The organism is Kaistia terrae, assembly GCF_026344005.1.
Lineage (GTDB): Bacteria > Pseudomonadota > Alphaproteobacteria > Rhizobiales > Kaistiaceae > Kaistia > Kaistia terrae.
This window is the reverse complement of the sequence record NZ_JAPKNH010000001.1, coordinates 480209-496554: the sequence shown is the minus strand read 5'-3', so window position 1 is coordinate 496554 and position 16346 is coordinate 480209. Positions and strand designations below refer to the sequence as shown.

Sequence of the window (16346 nt, the reverse complement as noted above, 5' to 3'; positions counted from 1 at the left end):
TGGACCCTCCTTCGAGGCCCGGCTCTGCCGGGCACCTCAGGATGATGGTCGTGTGGCTCCAGAGGGCACCAAGTCAGCTCCCGACGAAGGTACGGGATCATCCGGCGAAGCCTCATGCTCCCCGTCCCCTCACCCTTACCGGCCATCATCCTGAGGTGCTTCGCGCAGCGAAGCCTCGAAGGAGGGTCCAGAAAGCTCGCACGCGGCCCGGATGCCCAAGAGGACGGCGGCCTTGCCCTAGCGCCCCAGCATTCGCTGGACGAGAAGATGGCCCAACTGGCGTGGGTCGGTTTCAGCGACGAGGGTCAGCTTGCTTGAGACCGCCAGCGTCGAGATGCCGTGCAACCCGGCCCACATGGTGACGATGATCGCCTGCCGCGCCTCAAAGGTCTGATCCTGCATCAGCGGTCCCAGTGCCTCGGCCACGAGAGCCAGCAGCGCCGCGAGCTTCGGCCGATACCAGTCGGGCAGATCCTCTCCCTCCGGCAATCGATGCTCGAACAACATGCTCCAGAGGCGCGGCCGGCTTTCGACGAAATCAAAATAGGCCTCGACCAGTTTTCGCGGCCGGTCTTCCGGATCTGCCTTCGCCGCTTCGGCCAGCACGACACCCAGCGCATCCAGCGTCGAGCCGTTGATCTGCACGATCAGGTCATCGAGATTGGCAAACAGATTATAGAGCGTGCCGGGCGCATAGCCGATCCGCTCGGCGACGCGGCGCACGGTCAGTCCGCGAAGCCCCTCCTCCGAGGCGATCGCCCGGCCGGCATCGCTTGCGAGGCGCTTCAATTCATCGGGCGCATGATCGCTGCGACGTGCCATGCCGTTCCTGCCTTCTGCCAGTCCGGACCGCATTCCTGCGAAAGCCGGGCCGGCCACTCCAACTGCGTTCCCTATCACCGGACGGGATAGCATGTATTGAACAGCGTTCAAAACGATGATATTCAATTGAACATCGTTCAATAAAAGCGACTTGCGAGTCGCCGCGAACAGGCTGAGGTTTGACGTCATGGACGCTTCCGCACAGACATCACCGCACGACACCCCGTCGCCTGGCGCCACGCCTGCCGGCTCCCCGCCCCTTTTGAAGACGCCGGGCTTTTTGCCGCTCTTCATCGTGCAGTGGTTCGGCGCGTTTGCCGACAATGCGCTGAAGAGCGCCTTCGGCTTCATGGTCGCCTATGGCGGCGCGGATCTGTTCGGCCTATCGCCGCAAGTGGCGGTGACGCTGGGCGGCGCGGTGTTCATGCTGCCCTTCTTCCTGTTCTCCGGCGTCTCGGGCCGGCTCTCCGACACGGTCGACAAGAAGCTCGTCGTGCGCTGGACCCGGCTTGCCGAGGTCGGGCTGGCGATCCTGTCGTCGATCGCCATCATGATCCATTCCGCACCCCTCGCCTTGCTCGGCATGTTCCTCTACGCGGTGCAATCGACCATCTTCGGGCCGGCGAAATATTCGATCCTGCCGCAATTCGTCGGCCGCGAACGGCTGGTCGCCGCCAATGCGCTGTTCGAGGGCTCGACCTTCGTCGCCATCCTGCTGGGCACGCTGTTCGGCGGCCTCACCATCGGTCTCGGCGGCAAGTGGGTGGCGATTGTCGGCCTGGTCTCCGTCGCGCTGATCGGCGCGGTCGCCGCCTTTTTCATCCCGTCCGCCCCGCCGGCGCCGGGAGCCGGAAAATTCAAGTTCTCGCTCATCGGCTCCAGCCGCGACGCCTTCGCCGCCATTCGCCGCAAACGCACGCTCTTCCTCGCTGTCTCCGGCATCTCCTGGTTCTGGATGATCGGCCTGATCGTGATGTCGGTGTTCCCCGACTTCGCCAAGTCGACGCTGAAGGTCGACGAAATCGTCGCCAACCTGCTGGTCGCCGCCTTCGTCGTCGGCATCGCGCTCGGCTCGGCCGCCACAGCAAAAGTGCTCGCCGGCCACATCTCGGCCCGCCATACGCCGATCGGCGCGCTGGTCATGGCCGCCTTCATGGTCGATTTGTCCTATTCGGCCAGCGCGCTCGGCGCGGTCGGCGCCGGTGGCGCGCTCGATTTCGGCGCGTTCATCACGTCGGGCCCCGGCATTCGCGTCCTGATCGATCTCGTCGGCGTTGCCTTTGGCGGCGGCCTGTTCACCGTGCCGCTGTACGCGCTGCTGCAATCGCGCGCCGACGAGCATGAGCGTTCGGCTGCGATCGCCGGCAACAACATCATGAATTCGGCCGTCATGGTGCTCGGCACCGTCGTTGCGGCGGGCCTGCTCGCTGCTGGGGTCACGACGCTGCAACTGCTGTTCTGGCTCGGCCTCGCCAACATCATCGCGGCCATCGTGTGCCTGAAATTCGTCCCCGACGAACTGGTCAAGGCGATCGGCCATCGCCTTCTCCAGCTCTTCTTCGGCGCACGCGTGAAGGGGTTGGAAAACTATGGCGACGGAGAGGAATCGGCGGTGGTGGTGGTCAACCACACCTCGTTCCTCGACGCTGTGCTGATCGGCTGCCTGCTGCCGGGCAAGCCGGTGTTCGCGATCAACAAATACATCGCCGAACGCTGGTGGGTGCAGCCGGCCTTCCTGTTCTTCGATCTCGTGCCCGTCGACCCGACCAGCCCGTTCACCGTGCGAAAAATGGTCAAGCTGGTGAAGGAAGGCCGCCGGCTTGTGATCTTCCCGGAAGGGCGCATCACCGTCACCGGCGCGCTGATGAAGGTCTATGACGGCCCGGCGATGATCGCGGCGCTTGCCGACGTGCCGATCATCCCCGTCCGCATCGACGGCGCGCAATACACGATCTTCTCACGGCTCAAGGGCAAGGTTCGGCGCCGCCTGTTCCCCGACATCCAGATGACGGTGTTGCCGACGCGCCGGATCGAGCTGACGCCCGGCCTTGTCGGACGCAAGCGCCGCCACGAGGCAGGCCATCACCTGCAAGCAATCATGACCGAGATGGTCTACGAGACCAGCCCGGCGGCGGAGACTCTGTTCGACGCGCTGCTGCATGCCCGCCATATCCACGGCAAGCGTCCCGTCATCGAAGACGTCACCCGCAGCCCGATCGGCTATACGCAGATCATCCGCGGCGCGTTCGCGCTTGGAAAATCGTTCGCGAAACTGACTTCGCCGGGCGAGCGGGTCGGCGTGCTGCTGCCCAACACGCTTGCCGCCGTCGTCACGTTCTTCGCGCTGCAGGTGACGGGCCGCATCCCGGCCATGCTCAACTTCTCCGCCGGCCCTGCTTCGGTCGACGCGGCGCGGAAGGCGGCTGAGGTCAAGCTGGTGCTGACCTCGCGGCTGTTCGTGGAAAAGGGCCGCTTGCAGCCGTTGATCGACATACTCGGCCAGAACACCCGGATCGTCTATCTGGAGGATCTGCGCGGCGAAATCGGCCTGTTCCGCAAGCTGTTTGCCATGCTTGGCGGGGTTGCGCCGCTGTTTCTCTCCCGCGTCGCCTTCCAGCGCCCGACCGATCCGCAGGCCGAAGCCGTGGTGCTGTTTACCTCCGGCTCCGAGGGAACACCCAAGGGCGTCTCGCTCAGCCACCACGCCATCCAGTCAAACCGCCAGCAGATCGCCAGCGTCATAGACTTCTCCGGCGAGGACATCGTCCTCAATGCGCTGCCGCTGTTCCACGCCTTCGGATTGACGGCGGGCTGCCTGCTGCCGCTGTTCTCCGGCGTCCGGCAGATGCTCTACCCCTCGCCGCTGCATTACCGGATCGTGCCGGAAATGGCCTATGACGTGAACGCCACCATCCTGTTCGGCACCGACACTTTCCTGGCCGGCTATGCCAGGATGGCGCACCCTTACGACTTCTATTCGGTGCGTTATGTCTTCGCCGGCGCCGAGCGGGTGAAGCCCGAGACGCGCCGCGTCTGGTCGGAGAAGTTCGGCATCCGCCTGTTGGAAGGCTATGGCACGACCGAGACTGCGCCGGTCATCGCCATCAACACGCCGATGGCCAACCGTCCGGGCTCGGTCGGCAAGGCGCTTCCCGGCATCGAAACCCGGCTGGAAAAGATCGCCGGCATCGAGGAAGGCGGAAAATTGTTGGTTCGCGGCGCCAATGTCATGCGCGGCTACTATCGCGCCGAGGCGCCGGGCGTGCTCGAGGCGCCGGTCGATGGCTGGTACGACACCGGCGACATCGTCACCATCGATAGCGGCTACATCACCATCTCCGGTCGCGCCAAACGCTTTGCCAAAGTCGGCGGCGAAATGGTGTCGCTGGCGGCGCTTGAAGCGCTGGCCGGCGAATTCTGGCCGCACCATGCGACGGCGGCCGCCGCCGTGCCGCATGAGCGCAAGGGCGAGGAGATCGTGCTGGTGACCGAGCGGCCGGACGCCGACCTCGCGGAGTTCCAGCGCTTCGCCCGGACGCGCGGCCTGTCGGAGATCATGCTGCCGAGGACGGTGATCTTCGTCGAAAAGCTGCCAATGCTCGGATCCGGCAAGGTCGACAATACGGCCGTGACGGAGCTCGCGGTCAGGGCAAAGGCTCCGCATCCGGAAGCTGTGGTGGTCGAATAGGACAGCAAGCCCCTCACCCCACCCTCTCCCGCACGCGGGCGAGGGAGTCCGGGCGGAGGGGTTGGACGGATGGTGGTCTCGTTCCGAATGAAACCCGCCGGCGGAAAAGCCCTCGCCCGCTTGCGGGAGAGGGTTGGGTGAGGGTCTTGCTTTCGGGGGAGCCATGCGCAAGGAAATCGCGCGCGCCCGGCCCTTGCGAAGGACCCAGACCGATGCCGAATTGAAGCTCTGGCTGCATCTGCGCGATCGCCGGCTCCAGGGATTGAAGTTCCGCCGACAGGTTCCAATCGAAGGTTACTTCGCCGATTTCGTCTGCAAGGACACCATGCTCATCGTCGAACTCGATGGCGGGCAACATGCGGAAATGCGCGCCGGGCATGATCGGCACCGGGCGGACATATTGGCTGGCCTCGGCTATCGCGTTGTCCGGTTCTGGAACAACGATCTGTTTGAGAACATCGACGAAGTGTTGCGGCAGATCGTCGAAGCCTGCCAGAAAGCCCCTCACCCCAGCCCTCTCCCGCAGGCGGGAGAGGGGGCGATCCCGGCGGGCTCGGCGTAATTGAAGACGCTGGCTCTCCCGAACAGTGACGGCTAGGCCTGCGACAAAGCCGCAGGCCGAAAGAGCCCTCGCCCGCTCGCGGGAGAGGGTTGGGTGAGGGGCTTGCTTTCCGTTGGGGACTGGCTCCCGGTTGAGCGATCTCGCGCCTTCCACAATCGCGTGAAGCGCCTTGAAGGCGATCGGCTGCGCGCAAGTCTTTCAAAGCGCGCAGGCGACCAACCTCCCCTGCGGATTTGCCAAAAATTGCGGGAGAAGAGCGATGACGAATGCTATTCCGGCGAGCCCGTTTTTGTCCCCGAAGCACACTCGGCGCGCACCTGCCTTCATCGTGGCCGGCATGGCGGCTGGCCTCGGGCTGCTCCTGGCGCTCGGGCCGATCGACGGTGCGAGAGCGCAATCCGATTCCGTGACCGCGATCGATATCGCGCTCGAACCCGACGCGACGATGCTTCAGCACGCGAAGGACGCCAACGCCCGTCTGCTGAAGTCCTTCCCGAAGGGGTTTTCGCTCGACGCGACCCACCACCCTCACGTCACGCTGCTGCAGCAATTCGTACGCACCGACGACCTCGACAAGGTCTATGCGGCGGCGGACGCGGTTATCAGCAAGGAGAAGCCGACGACATGGCCGCTGAAGGCCTTCAAATACTACTATATCCCGTCACCGCCGGTCGGCCTTGCCGGGATCGTTGTCGAACCGACCGCCGACCTGCATCGGCTGCAGGATGAGCTGATCACCGCCATCAAGCCCTTCACGGTGAAGACGGGAACGCCTTCGGCATTCTTCAGCCAAGACGGCGGACGGGACATCCAGAAATCGCTGATCGAGTATGTCGCCGGATTCACCAAGGTCGCGGCGGGCGACCATTTCAATCCGCACGTGACCATCGGCGTCGGAACGGAAGCTTATCTGAACAAGATGCTGGCCAAGCCGTTCGAAACGTTCACGTTCTCCCCGACCGGCGCATCGGTCTATCAACTCGGCACCTTCGGCACGGCCCGGAAGGAACTGAAGGCGATCGCGCTGGCGCCCTGATGGCGGCGCGAAAGAGGACTTTCCGCTACTTCCGCTGCTTGATCGGCTTGGCGGCGTTGGCCCGGATCGCGACGTCGATCGCGGCCAGCGCCCAGTCGCGCAACTCGTCCGTGTCGTCGAGCAGGCGTTCCGGAATGCGATAGTAGCTGAGCGATGTATCGCGGCCGTTCTTCGAGCCATAGACGAATGGGCCGCAGCCCTCGGCTTCATAGGCCTGGCGGGTTTGGTCATCGGCCTTCAGGTAGATGACATCGCCCTGCCAGATGCCGAACATCAGCCCATCGCGAAAAAAGCCCAGACCGCCGAACATGCGGCGGATGCGAACGCCGCCGACCGGCTCAACAGCTCTGCGAGATAATCGAGATCGGCCGTCATGGGCTGCCTCAGTCTGCGATATCGAGGCCCATCTGCCAGAAATCAGCCTCCAGGCGGACCGCCTGCCGGAAGATCTCAAGCAGGCGCGGATAGCGCGCCTCGGTCAGATAGTCTGCCGCGAGGCGGTCGATCTGGGCAAGGCTTGCCTCGGCCACGCCCTGATAGCCCTCGCCCGCATATTCGCGGATCCAGGCGGAATAGGGATTTGCGCCATCAAGGCCGGTACCGGAAGCCGCGAGATCGGTACCGATTTCTGCATAACCGACGACGCAGGGCGACAGCGCGACAATGAGATCGAGCATGTCGCCGCGCAAGCCGGCCTCCTGCACAAAGCGCGTGTAGGCGACGGTGGCGCGGGCTTCCGGCGTGTTCTCAACCGCTTCCTGCGACAGCCCCCATTCGGCGCAAAGCGTCAGATGCAGGCTGGTTTCGTCGAGGATGGCATGCATCCCGGCCGAAGCCTTGCGCATTTCCAAAGCGTTTGGCGCCTTGTAGACGCCGATGGCATAGGCGCGAGCGAACTCGATCAGGAACAGGTAATCCTGCACCAAATAGTGCTGGAAGCTCGGCTTGGGCAGCGTGCCGTCGCCAAGGCCGACCACGAAGGGATGGCGAACATAGGCGTGCCACTCAGCGGCGGCATCGGACTTCAAGCGCTCGAACAGGCTGGACAAGAAAGTCTCCAGAATGGAACTCGGGATGGCGCGGGCATCGTCGCCCCGGCGAAGGCTGGGGCCATCACCATTGGCCAGGGGATGTAGGCGGGGCTGTCCGGAAATCCGGCGGCGGGTATGGATCCCGGCCTTCGCCGGGATGACTGCGGAGAGGGTGGGTTCGGAATATGCTCTGCGTGCTTCGAGACGGCCCTTCGGGCCTCCTCAGCATGTTGAGCACGGTGCGTTGCGTTTGGGAAATCCGGTGAGGCCGTAAACCCTCACCCGCCGCACTGCGTGCGTCGACCTCTCCCGTGAGGCGAGAGGTGAAGCAAGCCCGCCTTAGTGGTCGGCCGTCGCGGCATTCGCCTCGGAGAGATCCGCCGGCTTCAGCATGACGGACTCACCGCAACCGCAGGCCGAAACCTCGTTCGGGTTCTTGAACACGAAGCCCGAACGCAGCTTGGTCGTCTCGAAATCCATCACCGTGCCGAGCAGGTAGAGAACCGCGGCCGGATCGATGAACACCGAAGCGCCCTTCTCCTCGATGCGCTCGTCCTTGGGATCGGGCTCGGCGACCGGCTTCATGGTGTATTCCATGCCGGCGCAGCCACCCTTTTTGACGCCAATGCGTAGGCCCAGCACGGGCACGTCGGAATCCTCGACGATTTCGCGCACGCGCTCGGCGGCGGCATCGGTCAGGGTCATCACGGCAAAGCGTGAACGGACGCCCATGGCATATCTCCAGTTCGCGGCGCAAAGCGCCTTTGTCGACCCTTAAGATCGGCTATCAAATGCCGTTCTGCAAGGCAGCGACGGGTAGATCGGAATCGTTCGACCAAATGCCGGGTGTCGCCAGCTCGACGACATGGCCATCCGGATCGTTGAAATAGAGGCTCTCGCCACCCTGCGGCCAGACCATCTCGGCGGTGACGAGGACGCCCTTCGCCACCAGATGATCGCGCCAGGCGGACAGCGCATCCTTCGGGATACGCAGCGCGAAATGATAGGGTCCGCTGCTGTCATGGGCGGGAATGGTGCCGCCCGGCAGCACGACATCCTTCAACGTCGCGCCACGCAGGAACACCAGAAGCACACTGGCCGGCCCGGCATCGAAGGCAACCAGGCGGTCATCCTCGATCAAAGCCTGCAGGCCGAGCACGTCGCGATAGAACTTCGCGGCACGCTTGATGTCGTCGACATAGATCGCCGTTTCCAGAACGCCGGTGATCGGTGGCGGCGTGCCCATTGTCGGCCTCAATACCAGTCGAGCGCGACGCGAGCCTCATCCGACATCCGGTCCTGCGACCAGGGCGGATCGAAGGTCATGGTGACATCGACACGGCCAATGCCCGGAACGGATCCAACGGCGTTTTCCACCCAGCCCGGCATTTCACCGGCCACGGGACAACCCGGCGCCGTCAGCGTCATCTCGATCGCGACATTGCGGTCGTCATCGACGTCGATCTTGTAGATCAGGCCAAGCTCGTAGATGTCGGCGGGGATTTCCGGATCGTAGACGGTCTTCAGCGCGGCGACGATGTCGCCGGTCAGACGCTCCAGTTCCTCGGCCGGAATGGCGGAAACCGCAGCTTCCGGCGCGGTCGCCGTCGCTTCGTCCGCCACTTCGTTCGTCTCTTCGCTGATCAGCGCGATGTCGTCCATTTCAGATCCTCATGCGAAGAAAGAGTGCGCCTTAACCAGCGCATCGGCAAGGCGGTCGACCTCGTCGAAGGTATTGTAGAGACCGAAGGATGCCCTGCATGTGGAGGTCACGCCGAACCGGTGCAAGAGCGGCTGGGCGCAATGCGTTCCGGCGCGGACGGCGACGCCCTCGCGATCGATGATCGTGGAGACGTCGTGCGCATGCGCGCCGTTCATCTCGAACGAGATGATCGCGCCCTTGTCCCTGGTCGTGCCGAAGATCTTCAGGCTGTTGATCGCCGAAAGCCGCTCCGTCGCGTAATCGCGCAGCGCCAGCTCATGCGCGAGGATTTTATCGCGGCCGAGGCCTTCCATGTATTCCAGCGACGCGCCAAGGCCGATCGCCTGGACGATCGGCGGGGTGCCGGCCTCGAAGCGATGCGGCGGCACGCCATAGGTGACGTTGTCCTCGGTGACGTCGCGGATCATCTCGCCGCCGCCAAGGAAGGGCGGCATGACGTCCAGCAGCGACTTCTTGGCGTAGAGAACGCCAATGCCGGTCGGGCCATAGAGCTTGTGGCCGGTGACGCAATAGAAATCGGCGTCGAGCGCCTGCACGTCGACCGGCAGGTGCACGGCGGCCTGGCTACCATCGACCAGCACCTTGACGCCATGGGCATGGGCGATGCGGATCACGTCGGCGATCGGCACGATGGTGCCGGTGACGTTCGACATATGCGTCATCGCGACGATCTTGGTGCGCGGCGTGATCAGCTTCTCGAACTCGTCGAGCAGGAAGGTGCCGTCATCGGCGATCGGCGCCCACTTGATCACCGCGCCCTTGCGCTCGCGCAGGAAATGCCACGGCACGATGTTGGAATGGTGCTCGAGGATCGAGACAATGATCTCGTCGCCCTCGCCGATCTCCATCGCGCCGAACGACGAGGCGACCAGGTTGATCGCCTCGGTTGAGGACCGCGTGAAGATGATCTCGTCGACCGAGCCGGCGTTCAGGAAGCGCCGGACCGTCTCGCGCGACTTTTCATAGGCATCGGTCGCGACGTTGGAGAGGTAGTGCAGGCCGCGATGGACGTTGGCATATTCTTCCGAATAGGCCTTCGTCACCGCGTCCAGCATCGCCTGCGGCTTTTGAGCCGAAGCGCCATTGTCGAGATAGACGAGCGGCTTGCCGTAAACCGTCCTCGACAGGATCGGAAAATCCCGCCTTATCGCCTGAACGTCATAGCCGCCCTGCTCGCTCATGCTGCCTCTTGTCCGCGTGTTGCCAGCCAGTTGCGCGAGATTTCCTCGAAGGCGTCGCCAATGGCTTCGTCACCAAGGCCTTCGATCGCTTCGGCCAGGAATGCCGTTACCAGCAGGGTTTCGGCCTCGGGGCGGGGAATGCCGCGCGAGAGCAGGTAGAACAGGATGTCGTCGTCGATCTCGCCGCTGGTCGCGCCATGCGCGCACTGGACGTCGTCGGCGAAGATTTCCAGCTCCGGCTTGACGAAGAAGGACGCGTCCTCGGAGAGGAGCAGGCCCTGCGTCATCATCCGGCCGTCGGTCTTCTGCGCGTCGGGGCGCACGATGATGCGGCCCTGGAACACGCCTTCCGAACGACCGTCCATCACCGCCTTGAACAATTCGCGGCTGGCGCCATTCGGCACCGCGTGATCGACGCTGAGCGCGATATCGGCATGCTGCTTGCCGCGCAGCATCGTCGCGCCGAACAGGCCGGCGCGGGCGTTTTCGCCGGAATAGGTGACGAAGGTCTGGGCGCGGGAAACCGTAGCGCCGATCATCAGCGTCAGATGATCGAACTGGGTCTCGGTGCCGATGGTGACAGCGAGCGTGCCGAGATGGACGGCAGCGTTGCCTTCGCTCTGCAGCTTGGCCCAGATCACCTTGGCGCGGTCGCCGACGGTCGCCTCGGTGACGATATTGGCCTGATAGGCACTGCCGGCCGGGCCGACATGCGTCTCGAGCAGGCGCACGGAAGCGTCCGCGCCAACCGTCACAATGTTGCGGACATGCGAGGCGACAGCCGAACTCGTCACATGGGCGATCTCGATGGCGCGCTCGATGCGGGCGCCGGCCGGCACCTCGATCGAAACGCCGCCGATCATCAGCGCCGAATTCAGCGACACGACCGCGTCGTTCAGCGTGGCGATCTGCTGACCGATGCGCGCATCGCTAGCCTGGAGCAGATCGACCAACGGACGAACGGTGACGCCGTCAATACCGTTGAGGTCCGAGAGATCCGGCCGGAAAATGCCATCGACCACCACGAGACGGGCACGGTCGAGACCCGGAAGCGGATCTGCAAGCGAGCTCACCTCGGCGGTAGCACCGACCGCGAGCGGCGGCATGGTGCGCAGCAGGGCACGCAGGTCGGTATAGCGCCAGGCTTCGGTCCGGCGATGCGGCAGGCCCAGCTTCTGGAAGGTGGCGAAGGCGCTTTCACGCGCCGCGGCAATCGCGGGCGAACCCGGCAACTGCGTGCGGGCGGCGGCAAACTCCAGCGCCAGCGTTTCTTCAGCCTGTGTGCGCAGGATGCGCGGCTCGGCGTTCATCGATGCCACTCCCTCGCTCAAGCCGCTTCGCCGGCATAATCGGCATAGCCCTTGGCTTCGAGCTCAAGCGCCAGCTCCGGACCGCCGGTGCGAACGATGCGGCCGGCCGACATCACATGAACCTTGTCGGGAACAATGTGGTCGAGCAGGCGCTGATAGTGGGTGATGACCAGCATGGAACGTTCGGGCGAACGGAGCGAATTGACGCCTTCCGAAACGACGCGCAGCGCATCGATGTCGAGGCCCGAATCCGTCTCGTCGAGGATCGCCAGCTTCGGCTCCAGCAGCGCCATCTGCAGGATTTCGTTGCGCTTCTTCTCGCCGCCGGAGAAACCGACATTGAGCGGACGACGCAGCATTTCCTGAGAAACATTAAGCTTCTCCGAGGCAACCTTCACGCGACGGATGAAATCCGGCGTGGTCAGTTCGGCCTCGCCGCGCGCCTTGCGCTGGGCGTTGAGCGCTGCCTTCAGGAAGGTCATGGTGGCGACGCCGGGGATCTCAAGCGGATACTGGAATGCCAGGAAAACGCCTGCGGCTGCGCGCTCCTCGGCCGGCATCTCGACGATGTCGCTGCCGTCGAAGATGATCTCGCCTTCGGTGACGTCATAGCCATCGCGGCCGGAGAGCACATAGGACAGCGTCGACTTGCCGGAGCCGTTCGGCCCCATGATCGCATGGACTTCGCCGGTCGGGACGACCAGGTCGACACCGCGCAGGATCTCCTTGCCGTCGATGGAGGCGTGGAGGTTCTTGATCTCGAGCATATCGTTGTTCCGTTCAAAACTGGTTCTTGAACCTCCCGGGGGGAGGTCGAAGACGCCCTGGCGTCTTCGGTCAGGGTTCAAGCGGAAAGGCCGCGACCCTTCCCAAAGCGCCTCAGGCGCTTCGACCCTCCCCGCTCTCGGGGAGGGTTCAACAAGCGGGGACTTAGCCGACCGACCCTTCGAGGCTGATCGAAATCAGCTTCTGGGCTTCGACCGCAAATTCCATCGGCAGCTGCTGGATGACGTCCTTGACGAAGCCGTTGACGATCAACGCCACGGCCTCTTCGGACGAAAGCCCGCGCTGGAGGCAATAGAACAGCTGGTCGTCGGCGATCTTCGACGTCGTCGCCTCATGCTCGAACACGGCGCTGGCGTTCTTCGACTCGATGTAGGGCACGGTATGCGCGCCGCACTTGTCGCCGATCAGAAGGCTGTCGCAATTGGTGAAATTGCGTGCGCCGGACGCCTTGCGGTGCGCCGAGACGAGGCCGCGATAGGTGTTGTCCGAACGACCGGCCGCGATGCCCTTCGAGATGATCCGGCTCTTCGTGTTCTTGCCGAGATGAATCATCTTGGTGCCGCTATCGACCTGCTGATAGCCGTTCGAAACCGCGATCGAATAGAACTCGCCCTGGCTGTCATCGCCGCGCAGGATGCAGGACGGGTACTTCCAGGTGATCGCCGAACCGGTCTCGACCTGCGTCCACGAGATCTTCGAACGATCGCCACGGCAATCGCCGCGCTTGGTCACGAAGTTGTAGATGCCGCCCTTGCCGTCCTTGTCGCCGGGATACCAGTTCTGGACCGTCGAGTACTTGATCTCGGCGTCTTCCAGCGCAACCAGCTCGACCACCGCCGCATGCAGCTGGTTTTCGTCGCGCATCGGCGCCGTGCAGCCTTCGAGATAGGAGACGTGAGCCCCCTTCTCGGCGATGATCAGCGTGCGCTCGAACTGGCCGGTATTCCGCTCGTTGATGCGGAAATAGGTCGACAGCTCCATCGGGCAGCGGACGCCTTCGGGGATGTAGACGAACGAACCATCCGAGAAAACAGCCGAATTCAGCGTCGCATAATAGTTGTCGGTCACCGGAACGACGGAGCCGAGATACTTTTTCACGATCTCGGGATATTCGCGGATGGCTTCCGAGATGGCGCAGAAAATCACGCCAGCCTTCTTCAGCTCTTCCTTGAACGTCGTGACGACGGAGACGGAATCGAACACCGCATCGACCGCGACCCGACGATCCGACGCGCCCTCGACGCCAGCCAGGATCTCGCGCTCGCGCAGCGGAATGCCCAGCTTCTCGTACATGGCGAGCAGTTCGGGATCGACCTCGTCGAGCGACTTCGGGCCCGGGGAGCTCTTCGGCGCCGAATAATAATAGAGGTCGTCGAAATCGATCTTCGGATAGTGGACGCGCGACCAGGTCGGCTCGGTCATGGTCAGCCAGCGCCGATAGGCGTCCAGCCGCCATTCGAGCATCCAGTCGGGCTCGTTTTTCTTGGCAGAGATAAAGCGGACGATATCCTCCGACAGGCCCTTGGGGGCGCGGTCGGATTCGATATCGGTCACGAAACCGTATTTGTACTGATCGACGTCGATCTGGCTAACCTGATCGACCGTCTCCTGAATTGCAGGCATTGCCTACTCCATCCACAGCGGTTTCAAGGACCGCGGGTTGAGTGCGTTGTCATGCGGCGCGTGTCACGCCCGGCGCAAGCCGTCTCATGACACGTCCCCAGACCTCCGTAAATCTACGTATGTCGCTTTCGGATGTTTGCCATCCGAAACTGACGCGGATCGCGGCCTTCGCTTGAGATTCCGGCACCTTCATGGCCTTCATCACATGCGAAATACCGACTTTTCCCGAAGAACACGCAGACCCGGCCGAAACCGCTGCTCCTTCGAGATCGAGGGCGATCACCAGCGTTTCCGCCTGGAGACCTTCGACGCTGAGCGACAGCGTCTGCGGAAGCCGGTCGGCTCCGCCACTCAATAGGATTGCCGGATGCGCCGCCGTCGCGATTTCGTCGCGCCATAGCGTCCATTCGGCCTGCCGGTCGAGATCGGCGCGGGCACATTCCGCCGCCACACCGAAACCGACAATCGCCGCCACGTTCTGCGTGCCGGCGCGGCTGTATTTTTCCTGGCCGCCACCAACCAGCAGCGGCAGGGGCGAGGCGAGATCCCCACCCAGCACGATGGCGCCAGCCCCTTGCGGACCGCCGATCTTGTGGGCGGAGAGCGTCAGGAAATCGACGCCGAGCGCCGCGATATCGACCGGGATCCGGCCGGCGGCCTGGATCGCATCGGTATGAACCAGCGCGCCGAATTTTCTCGCGATGGCAGCGATCTCAGCGACCGGCTGGATCACGCCGGTCTCGTTATTCGCCAGCATCACCGAAACCAGCGCCCGCTTGCCCTCAGCCTGCAAGCCATCAAGCTTGCCGCTAAGATCGTCGAGGTTCAACCGACCCTCGCCGTCGACAGCGATCGCCAGCGTGTCCGACTTTCCGAAACGGCCGCCCGCCAACACGGACGGATGTTCCGTCGCGCCGACCAGCAGCGTGTCGATCGCTATTTCACCGGCACCGATACGCATTTTCGGCGACAACACCGTGACATTTGCCTCGGTGCCGCCACTCGTGAAGATCACCCGCACCGGATCGGCGCCGACCAGCTTGGCCACGAGGCGTCGCGCCAATTCGACCTTGGAGCGGGCCGCCCTGCCCTCGCCATGCACGGAAGAGGCGTTGCCGGTCGCATCCAGCGCGTCGATCATCGCCGCGCGCACTTCGGGTCGAAGCGGCGCACCGGCATTGTAATCGAGGTAGATACGCGGCGCTGCCACGGCTTGCCGTCTCCTGTTGCGAGGCGGATGTCGCATTATGCTTGAAATCCGGACCCCGCATCATGCTACAAGGCCCGCTACAAGGCAGGATCGACATCCGATGCCGTTTTCGAATAATTCTAAAGTGTTCTAGAAACCCTGAGACTCAGAGTCAAGTTACGATTTGGCTTTGATATAGGTCGCTCATGGGGCTCTGAACAGATCGAAAGGTCCGAGGCTAAGCATGCCCGAGGTAATCTTCACCGGCCCCGCCGGCCGCATCGAGGGACGGTTCCAGCCGTCCAAGGAAAAGAACGGCCCGATCGCCATCATCCTTCATCCGCATCCGCAGTTCGGCGGCACGATGAACAATGCGATCACCTACCAGCTGTTCTACATGTTCGCGAAGCGCGGCTTTGCCGTTTTGCGCTTCAATTTCCGCGGTGTCGGCCGCAGCCAGGGTGAATTCGACCATGGCGAGGGCGAGCTTTCGGACGCCGCGTCGGCGCTCGACTGGGTGCAGACCATCCATCCGGATGCGCGCGCCTGCTGGGTCGCCGGATTCTCGTTCGGCTCGTGGATCGGCATGCAGCTCCTGATGCGCCGCCCGGAGATCGAGGGTTTCATCTCGATCGCGCCGCAGGCCAATCTGTATGACTTCTCGTTCCTGGCGCCCTGCCCGTCCTCCGGCCTGATCGTCCATGGCGACCAGGACAAGGTCGCACCGCCCAAGGACGTGCAGACGCTGGTCGACAAGCTGAAGACGCAGAAGGGCATCATTGTCGAACAGACGATCATGCCGGGCGCCAACCACTTCTTCGAAGGCCAGGTCGAGCCGCTGATCGATATCTGCGGCAACTATGTCGACAAGCGCCTCGCGATGCTGACCGCCGCCTGATTTTTCTGGAACGGGCCGCAAGGCCCTTTCGACCCATAAGAAAACGGCCCGAGGCGTCATCGCCCGGGCCGTTTTTGTTTGTAGATGCAATGAGTTTTGCGCCCCGGCTCGCCTGAGAGACACCAGCTTTGAAGCACCAGAGCGTGCTTTGGCTCTGGCCTGGACAGACCTTCACGTAACCCCAAGCGCCCTACCTGCAGCCAGTATTTCTATCCCCCTGATTGTCCGGCCCGTGATTCAGCAAGCGAGCCCGATTTCCTCATTCGAGCCGCGTTGCCCCTTACCTCTCCCTGAGGGAGAGGTCGGAGCGCAGCTCCTGGTGAGGGTTTAGGGAACCATCCGGAGAGGCCGTAAACCCTCACCCGCCAGCCTTTGGCTGTCGACCTCTCCCTCAGGGAGAGGTGAAGGAAGGCTATTTCGGACCGCGCTGGTGGGGAGGCTCAAGACTGGCTGCTCCCTTCGATCATGTATTACGAGCCAGACACTCGAGAGGCCAT

The 16346-nt window shown here is 63.4% G+C and carries 15 protein-coding genes; 4 read left to right on the top strand and 11 right to left on the bottom strand.

What is annotated here, in order from left to right; all coding sequences use genetic code 11:
• Positions 1–237: 237 nt before the first annotated feature.
• Positions 238–1173 carry a TetR/AcrR family transcriptional regulator gene (locus tag OSH12_RS02345; RefSeq protein WP_266341890.1) on the bottom strand — a complete coding sequence of 312 codons (936 nt, stop codon included), beginning with the start codon at positions 1171–1173 and terminating at the stop codon, positions 238–240.
• Here OSH12_RS02345 and OSH12_RS02340 point away from each other — a divergent pair.
• From OSH12_RS02340 to OSH12_RS02330, 3 genes are all read left to right on the top strand, one after another.
• Positions 1103–4510, top strand: a complete 3408-nt coding sequence (locus OSH12_RS02340; protein WP_266341889.1) for an acyl-[ACP]--phospholipid O-acyltransferase — start codon at positions 1103–1105, stop codon at positions 4508–4510. The genes OSH12_RS02345 and OSH12_RS02340 overlap by 71 nt on opposite strands.
• 163 nt (positions 4511–4673) lie before the next feature.
• The gene (locus OSH12_RS02335; protein ID WP_266341888.1) at positions 4674–5072 is read left to right on the top strand and encodes an endonuclease domain-containing protein; all 399 of its coding nucleotides are present in this window, start codon (positions 4674–4676) and stop codon (positions 5070–5072) included.
• A 259-nt stretch (positions 5073–5331) separates the two neighbouring features.
• Positions 5332–6108 (top strand): 2'-5' RNA ligase family protein, encoded by a 777-nt coding sequence (locus tag OSH12_RS02330; RefSeq protein WP_266341887.1) that lies wholly within the window; start codon positions 5332–5334, stop codon positions 6106–6108.
• Between the two features lie 25 nt (positions 6109–6133).
• Here the strand turns inward: OSH12_RS02330 and OSH12_RS02325 are convergent, their stop codons facing one another.
• The 10 genes from OSH12_RS02325 to OSH12_RS02280 form a co-directional block, all read right to left on the bottom strand.
• The gene (locus OSH12_RS02325; RefSeq protein ID WP_266341886.1) at positions 6134–6562 is read right to left on the bottom strand and encodes a TfoX/Sxy family protein; all 429 of its coding nucleotides are present in this window, start codon (positions 6560–6562) and stop codon (positions 6134–6136) included.
• Positions 6492–7157, bottom strand: a complete 666-nt coding sequence (gene tenA, locus OSH12_RS02320) for a thiaminase II (protein WP_266341885.1) — start codon at positions 7155–7157, stop codon at positions 6492–6494. Before tenA ends, OSH12_RS02325 begins: the two co-directional genes overlap by 71 nt.
• A 321-nt stretch (positions 7158–7478) precedes the next feature.
• Positions 7479–7871: a Fe-S cluster assembly scaffold SufA gene (gene sufA / locus OSH12_RS02315; protein WP_266341884.1), complete on the bottom strand. Its 393-nt coding sequence runs from the start codon at positions 7869–7871 to the stop codon at positions 7479–7481.
• A gap of 55 nt (positions 7872–7926) precedes the next feature.
• Complete coding sequence (locus OSH12_RS02310) at positions 7927–8385, bottom strand: VOC family protein (protein WP_266341883.1); 459 nt, start codon at positions 8383–8385, stop codon at positions 7927–7929.
• Positions 8386–8393: 8 nt separating this feature from the next.
• Positions 8394–8801 (bottom strand): SUF system Fe-S cluster assembly protein, encoded by a 408-nt coding sequence (locus OSH12_RS02305; RefSeq protein ID WP_266341882.1) that lies wholly within the window; start codon positions 8799–8801, stop codon positions 8394–8396.
• A 9-nt stretch (positions 8802–8810) separates the two neighbouring features.
• Positions 8811–10043 carry a cysteine desulfurase gene (locus OSH12_RS02300; RefSeq protein ID WP_266341881.1) on the bottom strand — a complete coding sequence of 411 codons (1233 nt, stop codon included), beginning with the start codon at positions 10041–10043 and terminating at the stop codon, positions 8811–8813.
• Positions 10040–11353 (bottom strand): Fe-S cluster assembly protein SufD, encoded by a 1314-nt coding sequence (sufD, locus tag OSH12_RS02295; protein WP_266341880.1) that lies wholly within the window; start codon positions 11351–11353, stop codon positions 10040–10042. The genes OSH12_RS02300 and sufD overlap by 4 nt, the downstream gene beginning before the upstream one ends.
• Positions 11354–11370: 17 nt before the next feature.
• Positions 11371–12120 (bottom strand): Fe-S cluster assembly ATPase SufC, encoded by a 750-nt coding sequence (gene sufC, locus OSH12_RS02290; RefSeq protein ID WP_266341879.1) that lies wholly within the window; start codon positions 12118–12120, stop codon positions 11371–11373.
• Positions 12121–12283: 163 nt separating this feature from the next.
• On the bottom strand, positions 12284–13762 hold the full coding sequence (gene sufB / locus OSH12_RS02285) for a Fe-S cluster assembly protein SufB (RefSeq protein WP_266341878.1): 1479 nt from the start codon (positions 13760–13762) through the stop codon (positions 12284–12286).
• A 49-nt stretch (positions 13763–13811) separates the two neighbouring features.
• Positions 13812–14972 carry a cysteine desulfurase family protein gene (locus OSH12_RS02280; RefSeq protein ID WP_266341877.1) on the bottom strand — a complete coding sequence of 387 codons (1161 nt, stop codon included), beginning with the start codon at positions 14970–14972 and terminating at the stop codon, positions 13812–13814.
• Positions 14973–15195: 223 nt separating this feature from the next.
• Between OSH12_RS02280 and OSH12_RS02275 the strand changes: the two genes are divergently transcribed.
• Positions 15196–15849: an alpha/beta hydrolase gene (locus tag OSH12_RS02275; protein ID WP_266341876.1), complete on the top strand. Its 654-nt coding sequence runs from the start codon at positions 15196–15198 to the stop codon at positions 15847–15849.
• The last annotated feature ends 497 nt before the right edge of the window (positions 15850–16346 follow it).

Excerpts from the sequence above, each read along its gene's own strand:
- OSH12_RS02345 (WP_266341890.1), bottom strand. The coding sequence starts at position 1,173 with ATGAAGCCGAAGGCGCTCTTCAGCGCATTGTCGGCAAACGCGCCGAAC.
- OSH12_RS02335 (WP_266341888.1), top strand. The coding sequence starts at position 4,674 with ATGCGCAAGGAAATCGCGCGCGCCCGGCCCTTGCGAAGGACCCAGACC.
- OSH12_RS02330 (WP_266341887.1), top strand. The coding sequence starts at position 5,332 with ATGACGAATGCTATTCCGGCGAGCCCGTTTTTGTCCCCGAAGCACACT.
- sufA (WP_266341884.1), bottom strand. The coding sequence starts at position 7,871 with ATGGGCGTCCGTTCACGCTTTGCCGTGATGACCCTGACCGATGCCGCC.
- OSH12_RS02310 (WP_266341883.1), bottom strand. The coding sequence starts at position 8,385 with ATGGGCACGCCGCCACCGATCACCGGCGTTCTGGAAACGGCGATCTAT.
- OSH12_RS02305 (WP_266341882.1), bottom strand. The coding sequence starts at position 8,801 with ATGGACGACATCGCGCTGATCAGCGAAGAGACGAACGAAGTGGCGGAC.
- OSH12_RS02300 (WP_266341881.1), bottom strand. The coding sequence starts at position 10,043 with ATGAGCGAGCAGGGCGGCTATGACGTTCAGGCGATAAGGCGGGATTTT.
- sufD (WP_266341880.1), bottom strand. The coding sequence starts at position 11,353 with ATGAACGCCGAGCCGCGCATCCTGCGCACACAGGCTGAAGAAACGCTG.
- sufC (WP_266341879.1), bottom strand. The coding sequence starts at position 12,120 with ATGCTCGAGATCAAGAACCTCCACGCCTCCATCGACGGCAAGGAGATC.
- sufB (WP_266341878.1), bottom strand. The coding sequence starts at position 13,762 with ATGCCTGCAATTCAGGAGACGGTCGATCAGGTTAGCCAGATCGACGTC.
- OSH12_RS02275 (WP_266341876.1), top strand. The coding sequence starts at position 15,196 with ATGCCCGAGGTAATCTTCACCGGCCCCGCCGGCCGCATCGAGGGACGG.